The sequence below is a fragment of the Vibrio sp. 704 genome (assembly GCF_033339295.1).
Genome location: NZ_JAWOUH010000001.1, coordinates 137,414 through 155,865, shown reverse-complemented (window position 1 = coordinate 155,865; position 18,452 = coordinate 137,414). Strand labels below are relative to the sequence as shown.

Below are 18,452 nucleotides of genomic sequence, written 5' to 3'. Positions count from 1 at the left end.
TTCAGATACTGAATGCTACGGCCGTCATTATGGCGGCCTAATAAAGAATTTAAGCCATAAAGGCGGAGATGAAATGATGAAAAAATTACTTGTCGCAGTTTTATCTGTAGGTGCGTTAGTGACAGGCATTGCGCAAGCTGAGTTGGATAATCCAGGTGGTATTGGTGGTCTAGAATCTTTACGTGGAATGTCTCAATTGGAAGATACGCGTCCAGCAGACGAGTTCAAAGACTTCCCTAAAGATCAAATTGTTGAAGACAGCTATGTTTATCAACCACCGTTGATCCCACACAGCATTCGTCACTACGAAATTTCGTTAAATGCTAACAAGTGTCTTGCATGCCATAGCTGGAAAAATGCAAAAGAGTCAGGTGCGACTAAAATTAGCGTAACGCACTATGTAAACAGAGAAGATGCGGTACTGGCAGATATGTCTCCTCGTCGTTACTTCTGTTTGCAATGTCACGTTCCACAAACGGATGCAAAACCACTAGTGGAAAACGAGTTTAAGGCAGTCGATTCGCTTCAGTAATTGAAACGCGAGTACTAAGAGGTTACTTATGAAAATACTTAAAGCGTTTTGGAAGAGACTGTCGAGCCCGAGTAAAGCTGCCGCTGGTGTGGTTTTATTTCTAGGCTTCGCTGGTGGCCTTCTATTTTGGGGCGCATTCAACACAGGTATGGAAGCAACCAACACAGAAGAATTCTGTTCTGGCTGTCACGCGCCGATCGTTGCTGAAATTCAAGAAACAATTCACTACTCCAACCGTTCTGGTGTTCGTGCGATTTGTTCAGACTGTCACGTTCCTCATGAATGGACGGATAAGATCGTTCGTAAAGTACAGGCATCTAAAGAGCTATTTGCACACTTCGTAACGAAGACGATCGATACGCCAGAGAAGTTCCAAGAGCGTCGTGGACACCTCGCAGAACGAGAGTGGGCACGTATGAAAAAGAATGACTCTCTTGAATGTCGTAACTGTCATGAGTTTGATTTCATGGATTACTCTCAGCAAGGATCACGTGCGGCAGAACAGCACTCCACCGCTCTAGCCTCAGGCGAGAAAACATGTGTAGACTGTCACAAAGGTATTGCGCACAAACTACCAGACATGAGCGGCGTTGAAGGCTGGCACTAAGGAGACTTACCATGAGTACATTAGAATCTGTAATTTGGCATATCCTTGGCTACAGTGCTATGCCAGTGATTATTCTTTCCGGCTTTGTGGCGGTAGCAGCAATCTCTCTCTGGCTGCTGTCATTTGGTAAGGATAAAGAGGTGTAACGTAACGCATCTCTACTCGTCAACTAGCCTATTTGTTGACACTGAGCGCCGAGCAAATGCTCGGCGCTTTTTATTTATTGCTCAATGGTACTTGCCAACAATAAACAAGCAATCATACATAAAAAAAGCGACCATAAAGGCCGCTAAGATTTACTGCTATAGGGAGTTGTTTAAGATTCTTTTACTGGCAGAACCTGTTTGACGTATTGTCCTGGCGCTTCATCAATAACCGGATGGTTTTCTGAGCCAATAGGGAAAGGCTCAACTTGCTCTTTAGGGTTGAATTGGAGTAACCACTCGTTCCAGTGTGTCCACCACGATCCCTCTCTGTGTTCCGCGTTATTCAACCACTCATCAGCAGAGTCATCCAAATTATCGTTCAACCAATAGCCATACTTATTTTTAGCTGGAGGGTTCACGATGCCCGCAATATGACCAGACTCACCGAGGACAAACGTTTTGTTACCACCCGTGTTCAGCGCACCACGGTAAGTTCCCTGCCATAACGCAATGTGGTCTTCTTTCGTTGACACAAAATAGCTAGGAATTTTGATCTTATTTAGATCAATCCATACTCCACCAATTTTGACGCCTTTATCTTGCACCAGCTTGTTCTCTAAATAGAGCTCACGAAGCAAGAAATTATGAGACGCGGCACTGACGTTGGTGCTGTCACTATTCCAGTACAACAAGTCAAAATCGACTGGGCTATTGCCTTTCAAGTAGTTGTCTACGTAGTAGTTCCAGTACAAGCTGTTTTCACGCAGTAAACTAAACGTCACGCTTAAGGAACGGCCGTCCATATACCCTTTTGCGTTATTTTGCGCTTCAATTGCACTAACAATGGTGTCATTGATATACGCGCCGACTTCACCTGGTTGAGAGAAGTCGAGCAACGTGGTGAAGAAAGTGGCAGACTTAATGCGCTTCTTCATACGTTTTGCAGCGTAGTACGCAACCGTGCTTGCTAAAACAGTACCACCAATACAGTAACCAGCCGCATTGATTTGTTCTTGTCCTGTTATATCTTCAATTGCAGCGACGGCTTTCACTACGCCTTCTGTCACGTAGTCACCAAACTCTATGTGCGCTTGTGCCTTGCCTGGATTGCGCCAAGACATCATAAATACACTGTGCCCCTGCTCTAACAACCATCGAACCATTGAGTTCTTTGCCGTTAAATCAAGGATGTAGTATTTATTGATGAAAGGCGGGACGATGAGCAGCGGCGTCGCATTCACTTTCTCTGTTAGAGGTCGATATTGAATCAACTCAAACAATTCGTTTTGAAAAACCACATTGCCCTGTGTCGTCGCAACGTCATCGCCCACGCGGAATGCATTGTTATTCGTCATACGAATTTTTAAAATGTCTGCGCTCGACTCAACGTCTTCTTTCAACTGCTCTAAGCCTGCCAGTAAGTTTTGACCGTTTTGCTCAAGTGTCAGCTTCAAAAGCTCTGGGTTAGTGGCGATGAAGTTGGAAGGAGAAAGGGCGTTAATGGCTTGGCGAGAGAAAAAAATAATACGTTCTTTCGTCTTTTCATCTAAGCCTTCCAAAGACTCGATGGTGTCCAGATAGGTCTTACTAAATAAAAGGTAGGATTGTTTGATGAAGCTATACATGGCTTCATTTTGCCACGCTTCGTTTGAGAAACGCTTATCCCCTTTTTCAGCTTCGACGATTTGTGCTTGGTTCCCTGCCAATGCAACATTCTGCCAAATTTGCAGCTGCTGTTCCCACCACTGTGCTTGCAGCTTTAAAATCGCAGCAGGCTGATTCGCAGCTTGTTCGAACAGTTTGGCAGTATCCTCAAAGTTCACTTCTTGCATGGCCTTGTTTAAAGGAGAGTTCACGACTGCCTTGTTCACTTCGAAATCATGCCACCACTGATGATTGGTTTCCTGAAGCTTCACAAGATAGTCCGAAAAGAAGTGTTGAAACATAGTCTTACTCCTATATTCGGAAAAAACAACGCCGCCCAAATCTAGGGGCGGCGAGAATCGGACAAATTACGCTGGAGTAACAGTCTTTAGATTTTCCGAAGTCATTTTCTCAACGTCTTCTTTGAACTCTTTTGCAATCGCTTGAAGCTTGTTGCTGTCATCCATCATTTGTTGAGAAAGTTTAGTAAGTACGCTTAGTTGCTGACTGTTGAAAGCAGTCAATGACGTTACGTCTTTGATTTCTGTCGCTGCTTTCATCTGGTTTAGACCCACTTCACTGTATGTGCGAATGGCGTTCAATTGAAGCTCGGTCAACACTTCTACGTTTTTTGTCACTAGCTTGTTGAACTTCAAGTAAGGTTCTAGATTTTTTTCAGTTTGATCGCTAAATGTTTTGAAGAAATCTGTGTACATGGTTTGTCTCCTAGAGAAAGAATTAAAAATGTCCGTTTAAATAATTACTTAACTGTCTTTACAACCACAGCCGTGCCCATGCCGCCGCCCACACAAAGTGAAGCAACGCCATATTGACCATTTTGCTTATGAAGCTCGTGAACCAGCGTGACTAAGATTCGGTTGCCAGAAGCACCAAGCGGGTGTCCTAGCGCGATAGCACCACCGTTAAAGTTCGCTTTATCTTGAATCGCGTTAACTGGAACTTGGTTTGTTTCCGCCAACTGATGAATCACGCCAAGTGCTTGCGCTGCAAATGCTTCGTTTAACTCGTAAACGTCGATGTCGTGTACACTGAGTTCTGCTTTTTCGAGTGCTTTATTGACCGACTCAACAGGACCTAGGCCCATGATCTTCGGATCAAGACCCGATTGCGCATAGCTTACGATCTCAGCAAGCGGCGTTAATCCATGCGCTTTAACTGCGCTTTCAGACGCCACGATAATCGCACTCGCGCCATCGTTAATGCCTGATGCATTACCCGCAGTCACAGTGCCTTCGCGGTCAAAAGCAGGACGTAGCTTGCTTAAGGCTTCCATTGTCGCGTTCGCTTTTGGGTATTCATCCGTATCAAACATCACGGTTTCACGGCGTTGCTTTACTTCCACTGGCACAATTTCGTCTTGAAATTTGCCAGCTTCGATAGCGGCTACCGCTTTCTGTTGGCTAGACAGCGCGTATTCGTCTTGCTGCTGGCGAGTTAAGCCGATTTGTTTTGCTACGTTTTCTGCCGTCACACCCATGTGATATTGGTTGTAAACATCGGTTAAACCGTCCGCTACGAGCAGATCTTTCAGTTCCAGATTGCCCATTTTGTTGCCATCACGAATGCTGCTTGGTGCAGCAAATGGAATCTGAGACATGACTTCAACACCCGCTGCAACAACGATCTCAGCATCGCCACTACGGATATGGGACACGGCATCCATGACCGTTTTCATGCCACTACCGCAAACCATGTTTACGCCATATGCAGGAACAGATTCAGGAATCCCCGCAAACAGTGCCGCTTGGCGGCCAACACCCATTCCTTGACCTGCACCAACAACGTTGCCAACAATCACTTCGTCAACCTTGTCGCCAGGCAACTTTGCCGCTTCCAACGCGCCTTTAATCGCTACTGCTGCCAGATCGCCAGCAGAAGTATTTTTCAGGCTGCCACCAAAAGCACCAATTGGAGTACGCTTCGCCGCTACGATAAATACTTTTTCCATCATCTTCTCTCCTTAGTGCATGTATAGGCCGCCGTTCACCGACAAAGTCTCTCCGGTGATGTAGGCGCCCGCATCGCTGACCAAGAAGCTCACTGATGCTGCAATTTCTTCTGGTGTCGCAAGACGTTTCATTGGAATTTGGTTCGTGATGGATTCCAGCACTTCTGGCTTCATTTGCTCAACCATTGGCGTACCCGTGTAACCCGGAGCGATAACATTAACTGTCACACCCGAGCGAGCACCTTCGTATGCTAAGGCTTTAGAGAAACCGATCATCCCAGCTTTCGCCGCCGAGTAGTTTGCTTGACCAAACTGCCCTTTAAGACCATTGACTGAAGAGATATTGATGACACGACCACCGCCTTTTTCGCACATTGCAGCAAAGAGGGGTTGCGTAACGTTGAATAAACTATTGAGGTTGGTATTGATGACATCATTCCAAGCTTGCGCAGTCATCTTTTTAAACACGCCATCACGTGTGATTCCTGCGTTGTTGACAACAACATCAATGGTTCCTTCCTCCCCAAGCAATTGCGCCAATTTCTCTGCACACTCTGTCGTGTTTGTTACATCCAACTCAAAAAGGCGAACCTGATCTTTGGTAAACCCTTTGCTGTTGAACCACTCCAGCGCACATTCGTAGTTACCTGTGAAATAAGTAGCGATTACACGGTAACCGTCATTGACTAATTGAGAGGAAATAGCAGAACCAATTCCGCCTTTTGATCCAGTGATCAAAGCGACTTTCTTCATTGAAGACTCCATTCTTAACGGCATTTAAAAAGCAAACTTAATACACTGATGAAATAGTTCACCAACTGACGTGTTTATTTATTCTTTTGACAACCAATCCCGTGCTGCCTTTATTTTAAGTTAACCTAGAAATATTACATTTCAAATAAAAAACTCACCCAATTGCATAAGATTGATTTAGATCTCATTACCCGTGAAATGTTATAAAATGGTTAATTTTACATAAGTCATTGTTTTAAATCACACTTCCACAAAAGCCACACCAACAGAAATAGAAACATAATTATTAAATATCATGTACTTACATACAGAATGGTAGACGTTACATTATGTCATGATTTAAGATCTGAATTTTAAGCCTATATGATTACAACAAACTTGAGATTAGAATAATAATTCAATTATCAGTAAAAATAATTATCAAACATATCATTTAATTACTGTATTTAATGATAATTTAGTTATCAATTCGATTATTTTAATACAGTGATGATTAATACCGATAAAATATAATAAATTAAATATATTTAATCTAAAAATGATATAAGAGCTTGTCTCATACTGGTGCAATACGCACTATTATGACGCATAGATTAAAATATAATTTCATTTTAAATTTATATATTCGAAGAACATCAACTAGCTACTAGTGAAAGTAATCGTTCGCTTTGTAGTAGCATCCTTTTCCACTTTGCACTATCTTTGTGGCTTCTCTTTAATCACTAAATCATCAACAGATATGAATCTTGCATTGCTCAGTATGTTCATCCCTACTTTCTTTTTTGTCTCAATCACGCCTGGTATGTGCATGACTCTCGCCCTAACGTTAGGTATGAGTATCGGTTATCGTCGCACGTTATGGATGATGATAGGAGAACTTCTCGGTGTTGCGCTGGTGTCAGTCTCTGCGGTGTTAGGTATCGCTGCGATTATGCTCAATTATCCTTGGATGTTTATCGCGTTAAAGTTCATTGGTGGCGGTTATTTACTCTATCTTGGTGTTGAAATGTGGCGATCGCGAGGGAAACTTGCGATTAATGTCGACAACTTAGAAACACCAAAGAGTGACAATATCGCACTGATCATGCAAGGCTTCGTTACCGCAATCGCAAACCCAAAAGGCTGGGCATTTATGATTTCTCTTTTACCGCCTTTTATAGACCAAAACGCAGCGCTTGCACCGCAACTGATCATACTTGTCTCCATTATTTTACTGTTTGAGTTCATTTGCATGTCTCTGTACGCTACTGGTGGTAAAGGGTTGAAACACGTATTAGGTCAGTCTAAGAATGTACGTCTAATGAACCGTATCGCAGGCACTTTAATGATGGGAGTTGGTGTCTGGTTGCTACTAAGCTAAGGCAAACTGGAAACAATGAAAAATATTCTGAATAAAATCGCTAAAGTCATGGGTGAAGTATTGGACTTTCAAGCCCGAGTTTGGGTTGTGAACGTCTATAGCGGTGAGCATAAAGGCGAGTCTTATGTCGTTAATGAAGATGCTTTCTCTGTACCTCTTCAGTGGATGAAGAAGAAAGGCTACCAAGAGCCAATGTTGAATAAAGTCGAAGCAATGAAGCGCTCACAAGTCTTAGAGTTCGATTTGGGACTTGTGAAACATCGCTTGATGCGCGTGAAATAAGCACAAAAAAGCGCCACTCAAGATGAGTGGCGCAAGCACTTTTACCTTAAAAATAATGCTACGGCGCAGCGTCGATCTCAACTGGAAGATAATGTTTCGGCTCCAGTTTCAACCACTCAGGCAGCACAGTACCAATCGAAATCGAAGACCATGTCCCCGACAGAACGCCAATAAACATGGCGGTTGAGAAACCAGCCAAAGGCGCTCCTCCCATAATCCATAATGCACCAACAGTGATCAATGTCGTACCAGATGTCACCATAGTGCGTGAAAACGTCGCGATAACAGCTTGGTCATTGATGTCTTCTGTTTTCCAACTCTGTTTCGCAATCAACAGCTCACGGATTCGGTCTGCAATGATGATAGAGTCATTCAATGAGTAACCTAAAATTGCTAACACCGCTGCAAAAACGGTTAAGTTGAACTCCATTTGAGTAACTGCAAAAAAACCAAGCACTAAGATCACATCATGGGCCAAAGCAAACAGTGAACCACTGGCCAAACGCCACTCAAAACGGAAACACAAGTAACCGAGAATACTCAACACACAAATCAACAATGCTAAGCCACCTTGTTCAAACAAGTCTTGCCCAACTTGAGCGCCAACTATACTGTTGCTGACAACATCAACTTGGTGAGAGATTGGCTTCAACACCTCTTCTACACTTGGCAACGTTTGTCCATCTTCCGGCGCAGAGTAACGAATCACCCAACGTCCATCTTCACCAGAGCGTGTCACTGACGCAGATTCACCAAGCTTTGGTTGCAGAACGTCAAGCAGATCATGGTTAGTTAGCTGCTTATCTACCTTTACTTCTGTCACCATACCGCCAGTGAAGTCCAAACCTAGGTTCAACCCTTTAAAGCCTAGAGCGACGATCGCGATCACCGTTAAAATGATGGAAACTAGCGTAGTAAAGTAGCGAATTTTACGAATATTTTGTTTTAGCATTTCGACCATGATTAAACCCTCACATCACGACGGGCATCGCGGCCCCAAATTAAATTGATCATTGCTCGAGAGGCAAATACGCCTGTAAACATACTGGTTAACAAACCTAATCCGAGTGTTAAGGCAAAGCCTTGGATTGGGCCATTACCGATGGCGTACAAAATCACGGCGGTGATCATGGTAGTAATGTTGGCATCAAGGATGGTCGAGAATGCGCTGTCAAAGCCAAGATCAATCGCTTGAGCGAAGCTGCGGCCTTCACGCATTTTGTCCTTAATACGTTCAAAGATAATAACGTTGGTGTCTACTGCCATACCGACGGTTAACACTAAACCGGCAATACCCGGAAGCGTTAGAACCGCTCCTGGTAACAAGGCGATTAAGCCAAGCAAACAAAGCATGTTGGCACAAAGCGCCACGTTTGCTACCCAACCTAAGCGGCGGTACCAAAGTGCCATAAAGGTCAGTGTTAGTCCCATACCTAAAGCCAGTGCTGCAAAACCGTTTTCAATGTTTTCTGCCCCCAGAGAAGCACCGATTGTTCGCTCTTCCACAATAGTAACCGGCGCGGTCAGTGACCCCGCGCGAAGCAATAGCGCCAACTGCTGCGCATCGTCCATGCTACCTGCCCCAGTAATACGGAACTGGCTACCAAGCTGAGATTGAATAGTCGCGACGCTGATAACGCGCTCACTACGCTCAGTTACACCGCGATCGTTTGTTTTGTATTCACGGTAAACGGTCGCCATTGGCTTGCCGATGTGAGTTGCTGAGAAGTCACTCATTTTCTTACCACCAGCGTGGTCAAGAGAAATATTGACTTCTGACATGCCCATTTTGTCGACACCAGCACGAGCGTTCACGATGTGCTCGCCCGTTAGAACTGGTCGTTTTGACAAAATCACAGTACGACCATCATTATCTTGAAGAACAAGATCTTGGCTGCTGTGTGCTTGGCTCGCATCTTTCACTTCATAAAACGCCAAGCTTGCTGTTGCACCAATAACGTTTTTCGCTTGAGCAGGATCTTGTACACCAGGGAGTTCAATTCGAATGCTCTCTTTACCTTGGCGTTGCACTAGTGCTTCTGTGATACCAAGTTCTTCAATACGACCACGCATGATCTTCAGGTTTTGTTGAAGAGTCGACGATTGAAATTCTTGGATATTTTGTTCACTCGGTTCAAGCACAAAGCCACGAGATGAACTTTTTGAAATCCAGCCCGGGTAGTTTTGACGCAAGAACTTGTTCACTTCCGACAATGCTTGCTCGCTGTCACTGTTTACCGTAATTCGGTTGCCGCTCTCTGCTCGAACTTGCACACCACGAACACGTTGATCACGTAGGTTCGCTTTGATTTCATCAATCAACGCATCACGTTGTTCTTCAAACGCTTTATTCACATCAACATTCAACAAGAACTGAACGCCACCACGAAGGTCAAGACCGAGCTTAATTGGGCTAAAGCCCATCTCATTTAACCATTCTGGCGCAACCGATACGTATGAGAAAGTGATGCTGTCGTCTTTATTTAGCTCTTTGTTTAACAACGCACGAGCTTTACTTTGCGCATCTTCACCATCGAATACAATGGTTGTTTTGCCGTCTTTTTCGATGATTTTGTCGGCTGAAATATGGTTGGTTTTTAGCAGTTGATTCAGATGAACAACCGACATTTCGCTGTTGTTTTGATCCGCAAACGTCAACTGGATAGAAGGCTGTTCACCAAACCAAGTTGGTATAGCACTTAGGGTTAAAATAATGACTGTCGTGATTAATACGACATATTTCCAAGCTGAGTAGTGATTCATCAGCTTTCTGTTCTTTTGCTGCTTTGGTGTTTTTTTCATGTAAACATCATCCCTTCACAATGAAGTGAAGCTTTTAATAACAAGGCTTAACACACGACAGATGCTCCCAGAATAAATTCAGGGTATGAAATGCTCAGAACGCTCACGTCCTGTCGAATACAATCGTCGTGTTAAGAGTGCACAATGGTGCAAATAAATGGTGTTTAGGCAGAAAACTGACTATTGAGTGCGACGTACATGGCATTGGTCTCTTTCCAACCAGAAATGCGATGATCGCTTGTGAAATGATAAAATGTGGACTGGTTGTGACGCCAGTTAATGTCCATCAAGCTGTATGCGTAACCCGCATCAGCGTAAAACGGAGTCGTGAGATCGCCGACAAAATCTACGTGCTCGTCATCAAGCCCTTCCCGTAAGTAAGACGTCCAGCGCTGAGAGTTAAACAAAGCAACGGAATCGAGACTTGCATGGCCTTCAGATACTGGAGATTGAGAGCTTTCTTCTGAGACTTCAGAAAAATCGACGGAAGAGTTTGGCGATACACTTGCGGCTACAAAAGGTTGTAGCTTAGAAAAGTGCGGTACGTGAGCCTTGTGGTCGATTTGCGCAGCAGATACATGCACTGGTAGCAATACCATTGCAAATAGCAGCAAAATCAACTTTCTAAGGTAAATCCAAGACATAGGAACTCACTAAAAACACAAAGAGCCAAGTTAGGTCACTTGACTCGTTGATAGTATTCCTATTGATTATGGTTCACAACTAAAAAGTTATAAATCTCTGATTTCAGGTTTGCATCGTTATTGCATTTATCAAAACGTCTTTAGAGAACTAGTGTAATTGGTCGTGAGTTATCGATAAAAAATATCGCCCTTATCAACATCTAAGTAGATCTTGTTCTCTTGCTCCAAACCGCCACAATAGATGAAGTAAACGTTGCGCTTTTTGAACGTCACAGAACGAACCCAGCCTCCGAGCTCCTCAAAATCACTCGGATCACAGGTTTCATCGTCTAACAATTGCTGTGTTTTCTTACGGAAAATATCCAAGTGAACTTTTAAATCATCCGACTTCTGTAGGTATTCATCCAATATCTCTAAGCGCTCTTGCTCTTTAATAACTGGCTCTGCATCCGATAACCCTTCAGCATTCAACCATTCGGCTTTTTCTTCTCCACCCTCTTCATAGACAAGATAGCCGGAGATTCGGTACCACCCATCTACTTTTTCTAACACCGATACTTTTTCTCCCTTATAGAGCGTATCGACAACTAAAGCATTAGGGTTAGGCTTGTTGTAAACATTGACACGACGCTCAATAACGTAGTACTCGGTAACTTCCGGGGGAACGGCTTCTAAATCCAGAATCGGTTTAGATGTTTCTTTTTGCAGTGACGATTGCTCGACTTGTGTAGCCTTTGGTGCTTCAGGTTCATCTTTCTGCATAAAGAAGAAATAGTATCCAGCCCCCGCTCCGCCGAGCAACAGCATGACAATCAATGCGACGAGAATTTTCTTCATGCCCTTTTCCTTTTCATTCTTTATTCTTATCCCACCAGCAGCACGCATGTCGTAGAAATTTGGGTATATACTCAAAAGAGCAGGTCAACTAACGCGAGCAATAATGATCAACAGACTCAATTGGATACTACTATTTCTTCTGTTCCCGATAACGGGGCACGCCAATATTCAATGTAACCCATCGTCGTGGAATGACAATCTTACCCAATTCAATCGTTTAGAGTCCAATTACAATCAGCATGTTGAGGTATTCAATACACTTTTGACCGAACATAAACAGCGTCAGTTATTGTCCGAAACCTTTTCACTGCATGAGCTCGTGCTACTTTGGCGTGCCAAGTCGAACCAAAATGTGTTCAAAGCGCAATTAAAAGCATCGATTCAATACAAAGAAGAGCTCACAACTAAAGCGAATCAGCTGCTTAAATTGAGCACACAATCCCAATGGTCAGCAAATGGGTGGGAGATACTGGCCCAGAAGTGCCGCGAGTCAAACAAAACAGCCAATCAAATAACTGCGGAATGGTATAACACCAACGCTTTGGAACTTGCTGAAGATTACAAGCGCCTCTCTTCACAATATCAAACTCTGTCACAAGTCTATGATAAAGAAGCCCGAGCGCTTCAATACGCTCAAGATGTTTCGAAGTAAAAACAGAGCCAGTTTTGAATAGACGATGTTGGTTTTTCACTCCAATATTGGACGTTATTCGTGCTTTTTATCTTTCCTTAGTCGTGAATGATATCAAATGTAAATAATGGGATTGTTCCCTTTGACAAACTTGACTAAACCATGACCAAGACAATCAATTTATAGAGACATACGTCACATTAATGCTTTACTTATGGACATTTTTTGGTTAGTTTAGCCATTAATAAAATTTAATAAAAAGTCACATTTGGCTGGAGATGATGCTACAAACATGGTTATCAATCGATTAAGTAACAGGGAATGTCCTAATGCTACCAAAGCCAAGTTTTTGTCAGTAGTTAGGCACGTAAAAGAGTTCGGTTCAATCAGTGATTTGGATCTGTGTAAAATCTTCGGAGAAACAATATGGAGTGATGGGAGGGAATACCATTCAGCCGCGTTCTCATTCAAGGTTGATAGATACACAGGTAACTGTGAAATCTCACAATACAAAAACCAATAAGGCTTAAGAATTTATTAAGCGGAGTCAGGAAACGGACTCCGCTTTTTTGATCATGGCAATCGTAAAGTCGTGCTCGGAGTATCCCTCAATCAATCGTGTATTCGGACACAGCAACCGACAATAGCGAAAGACACCTTCTTTATTGTGCGACGCTAACATTTTCATGCTGGGTAGTTTGGATTCATCCAACAAGTTAAACACACAACCTTTCTCTGTCGCTCGGTACATTTTATCAATCATTTCAATGGTATGATTTGGGTTGGTGGATTGATAGTTCAATGATCCGGAAGCAAAAACAAAATCGCAACGAGGCAATACCAACGTTGAAAAATCGCCACATATAAACTTACTTTGCGTGCGAAAATCTCGTTTTCTGGCTTCAGAGATAAACTGTTTTTGCTGATCAATGCCAATATAGCTTTGAGGAAGCCCCCCCGTAAGTTCGATAAACGCTAACAAGTCTCCGTAGCCGCACCCAATATCTAAAATCCTTGAACCGTCTAACGTTAACCCTCGGCACAACGCCTCAAAACGGCTGATCTGACTATACTTATCTGCCCATCCCAGAGTTCGGGCTCTGTCTTTACCAAACTGTCTATATCGCTTTCGATGATAGTGGGCAATCTTAAGTCTATCGAAAAATTTCATCTTTCTTATGCATAAATCGGCAAACTGCCATTTCCTTTCACTTGTCTAATCGCCAGGTGGGTATGAATATCTTTCACATTTTCTAATCGCTGTAACTTTCTAGTAAATGTTTCATAACCAGCGAGATCTTTACTGACCACCTCTAACAGGTAATCATAGGCCCCTGATACGACATGGCATGAGATCACTTCATCCATCTCAACAACGGCATGTTCAAACTCATCAATCGAAGAAGCTTGGTGGTTATTTAAACTCACTTCAACAAATACAGTCATCGCGATGCCTACAGTGTCTCTGGACACAATAGCTCGATAACCACTTATTACACCTTCCTGCTCCAAACGCTTAATGCGTCTTGCACAAGGTGATGCCGATAGCCCTACTTGGTCAGCAAGTTCTGCCGTTGTCAGAGTGGCATCCTTCTGCATTAGGTTGATAAGTTGCCTGTCAATTTTATCCATTTATTCTTCCATGCCTTTAATCACCAACAATTAACACTTATACGCAATTTATCACCAACATCAAGCCTAATTACGTCAAACTTTGCCTCCCTTTGGCAAGAGTTTTATTCAACAATTAACACATCATTTACAAATGGACATGTCGATAATGATCTTGGGATACGCAGCTATATTAACGACCTTACTGCTTTGGTCTGGTTTCTTTATTTCTTTAAAAGGGGGCGCAATTTCTGCCTTGCAGCCAGCCGATATCGCGTTAGTTCGCTTTCTCATCCCAAGTATAATTTTATTACCATTTGTGATTAAGCATAAACAGTCGCTGCGCGTAGTGCCTAAACGCTACCTGGTTGGTGTTGTGGTTGGAAGCGGCCTTCCCTATCTTCTGGTCGTCGGAACGGCTATGCATTTCGCTCCCGTGGCGCACGGCAGTGCATTAGTACCTGGCACTTTGCCATTGTTTGTTTCTGCTATCGCGGTACTTTGTTATCAACAGTCGCTGAGTGCTCACCGCTTAATCGGGCTTTCTACGGTGTTGTTAGGGATTTTCGTATTCCTTCTTTCTAATAGCGGCGCAGAGTACAACTGGTCTCAATTACAAGGGCATATCCTGTTTCTAACTGGCAGCATCATGTGGGCTGCTTTCACCATCAGCGCTCGTGTCGCCAATCTTAATGCACACGTCTGTGCAGGATTCGTTGCAATCGCGTCTTTGGCTCTGCTCATCATCGCCGTTGGTTTCGGGTGGGTAGACAGTTATTTGGTGGTAACACCGTTCAGCCAGTGGCCATGGGAGGAGTTATTTGGCCACGCGATGCTACAAGGTGTTGGCGCAGGTTTAATCGCTTCTTTCACTTTCATTTATGCAATTAGGATCATCGGTGCCGAAGCCAGCGCTGCTTTTGGTTCATTAACTCCAGTCGTCGCGACACTTCTTGCCGTTCCAATTTTTGGTGAACAACCAGATTCTCTCACTTGGTTAGCGCTGATGTTGGTCACATGCGGCAGTATTGTGGCAAGCCAAATCTTTATGAAAGGTGGAATGAACCAAACTTATCGCCCACCACTTCACAGATAGCGATGATTTTACAAAAACTTATGCCTTACTATCTTGAATAACAAAATGGCGTTTTGATAGCCTCAGCTTAACTAAAAATTAAAACGCCAATGTGATGCCAGCCACTCATACTAAAGATGAACTGCATAGGTTTCTCAAACCGGGAATGAAACTTTCTACTAATTTCGAATTTGGGCCTAAGGATCAATATACGTATTCCACCACCTATCTTGGGATGAAAGAAAATGCTTATTTGATTCTTGATATACCAATGCGTTTGCTTGAAGAGCAAGTGATGAGGAAACTCCCCAACGCCGATGTCATCGTGCGTGGAGTATCAGATACGGAGTTAGGCCATGTCATTGCGTTTAAGTCCAGCGTGCTGACGACGACCGTTCGACCATCCCCCCTTTTGTTTATCCGCATTCCAGGAACATTTGCAACCAAACCAGTTCGGGAACATGAGCGTTACAAGTTGCAAATGGACTGTAACGTTATTCATGCAGGGAATGTCTACGACGGTAGCCTTATCGATTTTTCTCTAGCAGGTGTTGGTATATCAACCTTGATTGAGCCCGAATTCAACGTGGGTGAGAGTGTTACCATCGAATGCCCGTTAAGCCACTATATCGGAGAAGAAAATCGATGTGTCATTGCCAACATTAAGAAATTGGTGAAGGGATGGGTAGTTGGAATTAAGTTTGCCAGTCCCATTGCGATGACTCACGAACTAAAAACAGAGTTACTGGAGCAATCCTTTCTAACCAGTAACGTCTGAACTTACTGCTCGCTAAAGCGCGTCGCCTCAAAGCTGTTGAGTATTCTGTGAACCGTATAGGTCACAAGCAGCGTCGCAACAATAGCAAACAAAATACTGCTCACGCGATACAGCGCACTGAACATTAAGTCACCATCCGGAGTAAGATATTGGCCGAACAAAATGCCTAATGTGGTTAAGCCGCCAAATCCGGCTCCCGAACCGCTAGACTCTTTCACGTGCATATAGCTGAACATCATAGCCCCAATCCAAAGCAATGGGACGATAAACAATAAGGTATCCGACCAATCGTATAATACAAGTTGTCCGACGATACCAAAGGTCACCCCCATCAAGGTCCCCATTGCTCTTTTTCGCGCATACCCTAAAGCACCGTTCCAATGCATAGGAAACAATAAAAGCAAGGTTGTCGCCTGAGCAGACATAGAGTCACTGAGGTCAAATAGCTGGAATACAAGGAAAGACATTGTAGCGATACTCGCCCCCATAAGGGCTTCATGACGCATGCGATGACTCTGTTTAGGCTGCGACGGTTTCGCTGGTGGCTGACGAGGTTCCGCATCGGGAATCAAAAATGTCACCACATAAGCAACGATCACTGAAATAACATTCGCTTGCAGATTGCTAAATATTAGGTCATTTAAGTCAGTGGTTGGATAACTCGCAAAATGCAGCATGATGCTTAAGCTCAGTACGCTGTTCGCTCCAAATAAGAATAAGCTCCCTTTTGACATACAGGCGAATTTATATAGGAACAACCCGAATGCAATGATTGTCATCATGCCTGGGTGCCCACCAAATAACCCACCAAGCACACCAACTTCTAATCCACACACAACCGCTGAAAAAATCAGTTGTCGTGCGGCATGTAGACTCATGACTGGCACCATTCCAAGTAACAACATCGGGGTTACAGTAAAGAATACGCCATAGTTCCAACCAAATACTTTACATAAAGTGAAACCAATAGTCGCACCAGTTGCAATGCGCAAACACTGACGGAAGTCGTTTTCCGACATGGGGTGGTCCCATAACTTCATATCGCCTCCTCGTTAATAAATATAATGAAGAAGACTCAAGAATTGGATCTGGCATCTCGCTAACCAGCCAGATAATGCGTTTTCTGGCAGCAACTGCACGGTTGCTCGAGCCCCTGCTGGAAATGCACGCTGCTGAGGCTCATCGATAGCTAAATGTAAACGTAAGCGCTGCGCGTCTCTCACCCAACGGTTTGAGTCAGTTGGTGTTGCTAAGCGACCATCCGCATCGAACTGACCCGAGCTGACCCCAGCATCCACACTCGTAATACGAGCTTCAAATACATCACCAGGTAAGCTATCAAAAGCCACTAACGCACGGCTGTTCTGATTAAAGTGTCGTAAACTCTTTTCACGAAAGTCGGCAATGATATCCACGTCATCGGAGACTAAAGCGACAAGAGGTGTACCAGCTGCCGCATAGGCCCCCGTCTCCAGCTGCAAGTTAGCGACAACGCCATCATGTTCCGCCGAGACTTGAGTGTAAGACAGATTAAGTTCCGCTTGTTTTAGCTGGTTTTGCGCCACGCGGATATTCACATTCGTCGCGCCTAAATCACCGCGGTTTACTTCCAACTCTTTTAAACGAGCACGTGCGGCCAGTAAGTTCGCTTTAGCTGCCGTTGCACTACTCTGTGCGTCATCACGCTGCTGTTGCGAAGTACCATTACGGTGAAACAGGGTATTAAGACGTTTTGCTTCGCGAACTTTTTGTTCCGCCACGATTTTGCTCGCTTCAACGTCTGCTTTTGACGCCGCAATAGAAGCATCAAGTTGTTCGTTGTTTTGAATCACACGCTCAAGGTTAAGTTGAGCCTTTTCTACGGCGAGCTGATAAGGCTGGGGATCAATCTGAAATAGTAGATCGCCTTGGCTTATTTCTTGGTTGTTGGCAACATAAAGATGCGTAATCTGCCCACTCACACGGGGGGCCACTTTAGTTACCACACGCGTTGCCATTGCCTGAGGCGTCAACGGCATAGCGAGATCTGCAACTAGAAAATAGGCAAAGACAAGGACAAACGCGACGCAAGAATATTTGATCCAACGTGCGAATTTTTGATCTGGAGTCATAGGCGTTTACTTCTCTTTTTATTCGGTTTTCTGACTTATTCGCTAAGTGAATCAAGCGCATTGTGAGCAATCTGATCAAGAATCAATGAAAGCTGCTGAAGTTCCTGGTCGTTGATGTCCGTTAGGAGCTTGCTTCGAACTTGAAGAATCCGAGCCTCCATTTGCTTTAGTAGGGTTTTCCCCTCTTCTGTGAGGCTAACAATACGTGCTCGCTTATCGTGTTCACAGCAATGGCGAGTGATCAGAGATTGCTCTTCTAATAATTTTAATGTTCGCATCAACGACGCTAACTCGATCTCAAGCGCTTCAGCCAAATGCTTCTGACTGATGTTGTCACCCATTCGATAAAGCTTCCATAACGCAGTCCAACGCGGATACGTCAGGTTTAAAGGCTCTAACTCGCGATCTGCAACCATTTTCCACAAACGAGCAACACGAGATAATTTTTCAGCCAGAGAAAGGTCTCGCAAACTGTTGATGTCTTGAATCATAAGATCTACTCAATTACTTAGCGTGCTAAGCAATATAAAATAGTTAGCACGCTAAGTAAATATCTTTTTGTGATTGAAATCACGCTGGGTGTGTCAGTGAAGGGGCAGAAATCTAAGTAACACAACACTATGTTTGAATTTGAAATGCAGCGATGTACACAACAAACGTCGAGACCAAT

The 18,452-nt window shown here is 43.8% G+C and carries 21 protein-coding genes; 8 read left to right on the top strand and 13 right to left on the bottom strand.

The window, feature by feature from the left end; translation table 11 throughout:
- Positions 1-76: 76 nt before the first annotated feature.
- The 3 genes from R7R24_RS00730 to R7R24_RS00720 are packed head-to-tail and all read left to right on the top strand — an operon-like array spanning position 77 to position 1,285.
- Positions 77-532, top strand: coding sequence for a nitrate reductase cytochrome c-type subunit (locus R7R24_RS00730; protein ID WP_005389061.1), 456 nt, complete (start codon positions 77-79; stop codon positions 530-532).
- A gap of 28 nt (positions 533-560) precedes the next feature.
- Positions 561-1,139: a NapC/NirT family cytochrome c gene (locus R7R24_RS00725; RefSeq protein ID WP_005373542.1), complete on the top strand. Its 579-nt coding sequence runs from the start codon at positions 561-563 to the stop codon at positions 1,137-1,139.
- Positions 1,140-1,150: 11 nt separating this feature from the next.
- A complete protein-coding gene (locus tag R7R24_RS00720) occupies positions 1,151-1,285 on the top strand; it encodes a TIGR02808 family protein (protein ID WP_005373546.1) in 135 nt (44 codons plus the stop codon).
- A 170-nt stretch (positions 1,286-1,455) separates the two neighbouring features.
- On the opposite strand, the gene phaC is transcribed toward R7R24_RS00720, so the two are convergent.
- From phaC to R7R24_RS00700, 4 genes are all read right to left on the bottom strand, one after another.
- On the bottom strand, positions 1,456-3,231 hold the full coding sequence (phaC, locus tag R7R24_RS00715; protein ID WP_213883397.1) for a class I poly(R)-hydroxyalkanoic acid synthase: 1,776 nt from the start codon (positions 3,229-3,231) through the stop codon (positions 1,456-1,458).
- Between the two features lie 66 nt (positions 3,232-3,297).
- Positions 3,298-3,645, bottom strand: coding sequence for a phasin family protein (locus R7R24_RS00710; RefSeq protein WP_005373550.1), 348 nt, complete (start codon positions 3,643-3,645; stop codon positions 3,298-3,300).
- A gap of 44 nt (positions 3,646-3,689) precedes the next feature.
- Positions 3,690-4,898, bottom strand: a complete 1,209-nt coding sequence (locus R7R24_RS00705; RefSeq protein ID WP_005373553.1) for an acetyl-CoA C-acetyltransferase — start codon at positions 4,896-4,898, stop codon at positions 3,690-3,692.
- A gap of 12 nt (positions 4,899-4,910) precedes the next feature.
- On the bottom strand, positions 4,911-5,651 hold the full coding sequence (locus R7R24_RS00700; protein WP_005373555.1) for an SDR family oxidoreductase: 741 nt from the start codon (positions 5,649-5,651) through the stop codon (positions 4,911-4,913).
- Between the two features lie 739 nt (positions 5,652-6,390).
- Between R7R24_RS00700 and R7R24_RS00695 the strand changes: the two genes are divergently transcribed.
- Positions 6,391-7,011 (top strand): LysE family translocator, encoded by a 621-nt coding sequence (locus R7R24_RS00695; protein ID WP_021035942.1) that lies wholly within the window; start codon positions 6,391-6,393, stop codon positions 7,009-7,011.
- 15 nt (positions 7,012-7,026) lie between these two features.
- Entirely contained in the window at positions 7,027-7,293 is a 267-nt protein-coding gene (locus R7R24_RS00690) for a hypothetical protein (RefSeq protein ID WP_005373566.1), read from the top strand.
- 58 nt (positions 7,294-7,351) lie between these two features.
- Here R7R24_RS00690 and secF read toward each other — a convergent pair whose 3' ends face one another.
- The 4 genes from secF to R7R24_RS00670 form a co-directional block, all read right to left on the bottom strand.
- Positions 7,352-8,254 (bottom strand): protein translocase subunit SecF, encoded by a 903-nt coding sequence (gene secF, locus R7R24_RS00685; RefSeq protein ID WP_054577769.1) that lies wholly within the window; start codon positions 8,252-8,254, stop codon positions 7,352-7,354.
- Between the two features lie 2 nt (positions 8,255-8,256).
- Entirely contained in the window at positions 8,257-10,095 is a 1,839-nt protein-coding gene (secD, locus tag R7R24_RS00680) for a protein translocase subunit SecD (RefSeq protein WP_053349261.1), read from the bottom strand.
- A gap of 164 nt (positions 10,096-10,259) precedes the next feature.
- Positions 10,260-10,739 carry a hypothetical protein gene (locus R7R24_RS00675; RefSeq protein WP_033906372.1) on the bottom strand — a complete coding sequence of 160 codons (480 nt, stop codon included), beginning with the start codon at positions 10,737-10,739 and terminating at the stop codon, positions 10,260-10,262.
- Between the two features lie 168 nt (positions 10,740-10,907).
- Positions 10,908-11,576, bottom strand: a complete 669-nt coding sequence (locus R7R24_RS00670; RefSeq protein WP_005385650.1) for an SH3 domain-containing protein — start codon at positions 11,574-11,576, stop codon at positions 10,908-10,910.
- A 103-nt stretch (positions 11,577-11,679) separates the two neighbouring features.
- Between R7R24_RS00670 and R7R24_RS00665 the strand changes: the two genes are divergently transcribed.
- Positions 11,680-12,228, top strand: a complete 549-nt coding sequence (locus tag R7R24_RS00665) for a hypothetical protein (RefSeq protein WP_017635183.1) — start codon at positions 11,680-11,682, stop codon at positions 12,226-12,228.
- A gap of 526 nt (positions 12,229-12,754) precedes the next feature.
- Here the strand turns inward: R7R24_RS00665 and R7R24_RS00655 are convergent.
- Together R7R24_RS00655 and R7R24_RS00650 are read right to left on the bottom strand one after the other, a co-directional pair.
- Positions 12,755-13,378 (bottom strand): class I SAM-dependent methyltransferase, encoded by a 624-nt coding sequence (locus R7R24_RS00655; protein ID WP_213883395.1) that lies wholly within the window; start codon positions 13,376-13,378, stop codon positions 12,755-12,757.
- 5 nt (positions 13,379-13,383) lie between these two features.
- Positions 13,384-13,839: an Lrp/AsnC family transcriptional regulator gene (locus R7R24_RS00650; protein WP_005373581.1), complete on the bottom strand. Its 456-nt coding sequence runs from the start codon at positions 13,837-13,839 to the stop codon at positions 13,384-13,386.
- Positions 13,840-13,987: 148 nt separating this feature from the next.
- On the opposite strand from R7R24_RS00650, the gene R7R24_RS00645 reads away from it, so the two are divergent.
- Positions 13,988-14,914, top strand: a complete 927-nt coding sequence (locus R7R24_RS00645) for a DMT family transporter (RefSeq protein ID WP_053307237.1) — start codon at positions 13,988-13,990, stop codon at positions 14,912-14,914.
- A gap of 94 nt (positions 14,915-15,008) precedes the next feature.
- Positions 15,009-15,671, top strand: a complete 663-nt coding sequence (locus tag R7R24_RS00640; protein WP_064369362.1) for a flagellar brake protein — start codon at positions 15,009-15,011, stop codon at positions 15,669-15,671.
- Between the two features lie 2 nt (positions 15,672-15,673).
- On the opposite strand, the gene R7R24_RS00635 is transcribed toward R7R24_RS00640, so the two are convergent.
- From R7R24_RS00635 to slyA, 3 genes are read right to left on the bottom strand one after another with little or no spacing between them, the layout of a single operon-like run.
- The gene (locus R7R24_RS00635; protein WP_017635179.1) at positions 15,674-16,711 is read right to left on the bottom strand and encodes a DUF2955 domain-containing protein; all 1,038 of its coding nucleotides are present in this window, start codon (positions 16,709-16,711) and stop codon (positions 15,674-15,676) included.
- 12 nt (positions 16,712-16,723) lie between these two features.
- Positions 16,724-17,782 (bottom strand): HlyD family secretion protein, encoded by a 1,059-nt coding sequence (locus tag R7R24_RS00630; protein WP_213883394.1) that lies wholly within the window; start codon positions 17,780-17,782, stop codon positions 16,724-16,726.
- Between the two features lie 35 nt (positions 17,783-17,817).
- Positions 17,818-18,273, bottom strand: a complete 456-nt coding sequence (gene slyA / locus R7R24_RS00625) for a transcriptional regulator SlyA (RefSeq protein ID WP_005373589.1) — start codon at positions 18,271-18,273, stop codon at positions 17,818-17,820.
- Positions 18,274-18,452: the final 179 nt, after the last annotated feature.

Bases quoted from the DNA above. Each gene is read 5' to 3' on its own strand.
- R7R24_RS00730 (WP_005389061.1), top strand. From the start codon at position 77: ATGAAAAAATTACTTGTCGCAGTTTTATCTGTAGGTGCGTTAGTGACA.
- R7R24_RS00725 (WP_005373542.1), top strand. From the start codon at position 561: ATGAAAATACTTAAAGCGTTTTGGAAGAGACTGTCGAGCCCGAGTAAA.
- R7R24_RS00720 (WP_005373546.1), top strand. From the start codon at position 1,151: ATGAGTACATTAGAATCTGTAATTTGGCATATCCTTGGCTACAGTGCT.
- phaC (WP_213883397.1), bottom strand. From the start codon at position 3,231: ATGTTTCAACACTTCTTTTCGGACTATCTTGTGAAGCTTCAGGAAACC.
- R7R24_RS00710 (WP_005373550.1), bottom strand. From the start codon at position 3,645: ATGTACACAGATTTCTTCAAAACATTTAGCGATCAAACTGAAAAAAAT.
- R7R24_RS00705 (WP_005373553.1), bottom strand. From the start codon at position 4,898: ATGGAAAAAGTATTTATCGTAGCGGCGAAGCGTACTCCAATTGGTGCT.
- R7R24_RS00700 (WP_005373555.1), bottom strand. From the start codon at position 5,651: ATGAAGAAAGTCGCTTTGATCACTGGATCAAAAGGCGGAATTGGTTCT.
- R7R24_RS00695 (WP_021035942.1), top strand. From the start codon at position 6,391: ATGAATCTTGCATTGCTCAGTATGTTCATCCCTACTTTCTTTTTTGTC.
- R7R24_RS00690 (WP_005373566.1), top strand. From the start codon at position 7,027: ATGAAAAATATTCTGAATAAAATCGCTAAAGTCATGGGTGAAGTATTG.
- secF (WP_054577769.1), bottom strand. From the start codon at position 8,254: ATGGTCGAAATGCTAAAACAAAATATTCGTAAAATTCGCTACTTTACT.
- secD (WP_053349261.1), bottom strand. From the start codon at position 10,095: ATGAAAAAAACACCAAAGCAGCAAAAGAACAGAAAGCTGATGAATCAC.
- R7R24_RS00675 (WP_033906372.1), bottom strand. From the start codon at position 10,739: ATGTCTTGGATTTACCTTAGAAAGTTGATTTTGCTGCTATTTGCAATG.
- R7R24_RS00670 (WP_005385650.1), bottom strand. From the start codon at position 11,576: ATGAAGAAAATTCTCGTCGCATTGATTGTCATGCTGTTGCTCGGCGGA.
- R7R24_RS00665 (WP_017635183.1), top strand. From the start codon at position 11,680: ATGATCAACAGACTCAATTGGATACTACTATTTCTTCTGTTCCCGATA.
- R7R24_RS00655 (WP_213883395.1), bottom strand. From the start codon at position 13,378: ATGAAATTTTTCGATAGACTTAAGATTGCCCACTATCATCGAAAGCGA.
- R7R24_RS00650 (WP_005373581.1), bottom strand. From the start codon at position 13,839: ATGGATAAAATTGACAGGCAACTTATCAACCTAATGCAGAAGGATGCC.
- R7R24_RS00645 (WP_053307237.1), top strand. From the start codon at position 13,988: ATGATCTTGGGATACGCAGCTATATTAACGACCTTACTGCTTTGGTCT.
- R7R24_RS00640 (WP_064369362.1), top strand. From the start codon at position 15,009: ATGCCAGCCACTCATACTAAAGATGAACTGCATAGGTTTCTCAAACCG.
- R7R24_RS00635 (WP_017635179.1), bottom strand. From the start codon at position 16,711: ATGAAGTTATGGGACCACCCCATGTCGGAAAACGACTTCCGTCAGTGT.
- R7R24_RS00630 (WP_213883394.1), bottom strand. From the start codon at position 17,782: ATGACTCCAGATCAAAAATTCGCACGTTGGATCAAATATTCTTGCGTC.
- slyA (WP_005373589.1), bottom strand. From the start codon at position 18,273: ATGATTCAAGACATCAACAGTTTGCGAGACCTTTCTCTGGCTGAAAAA.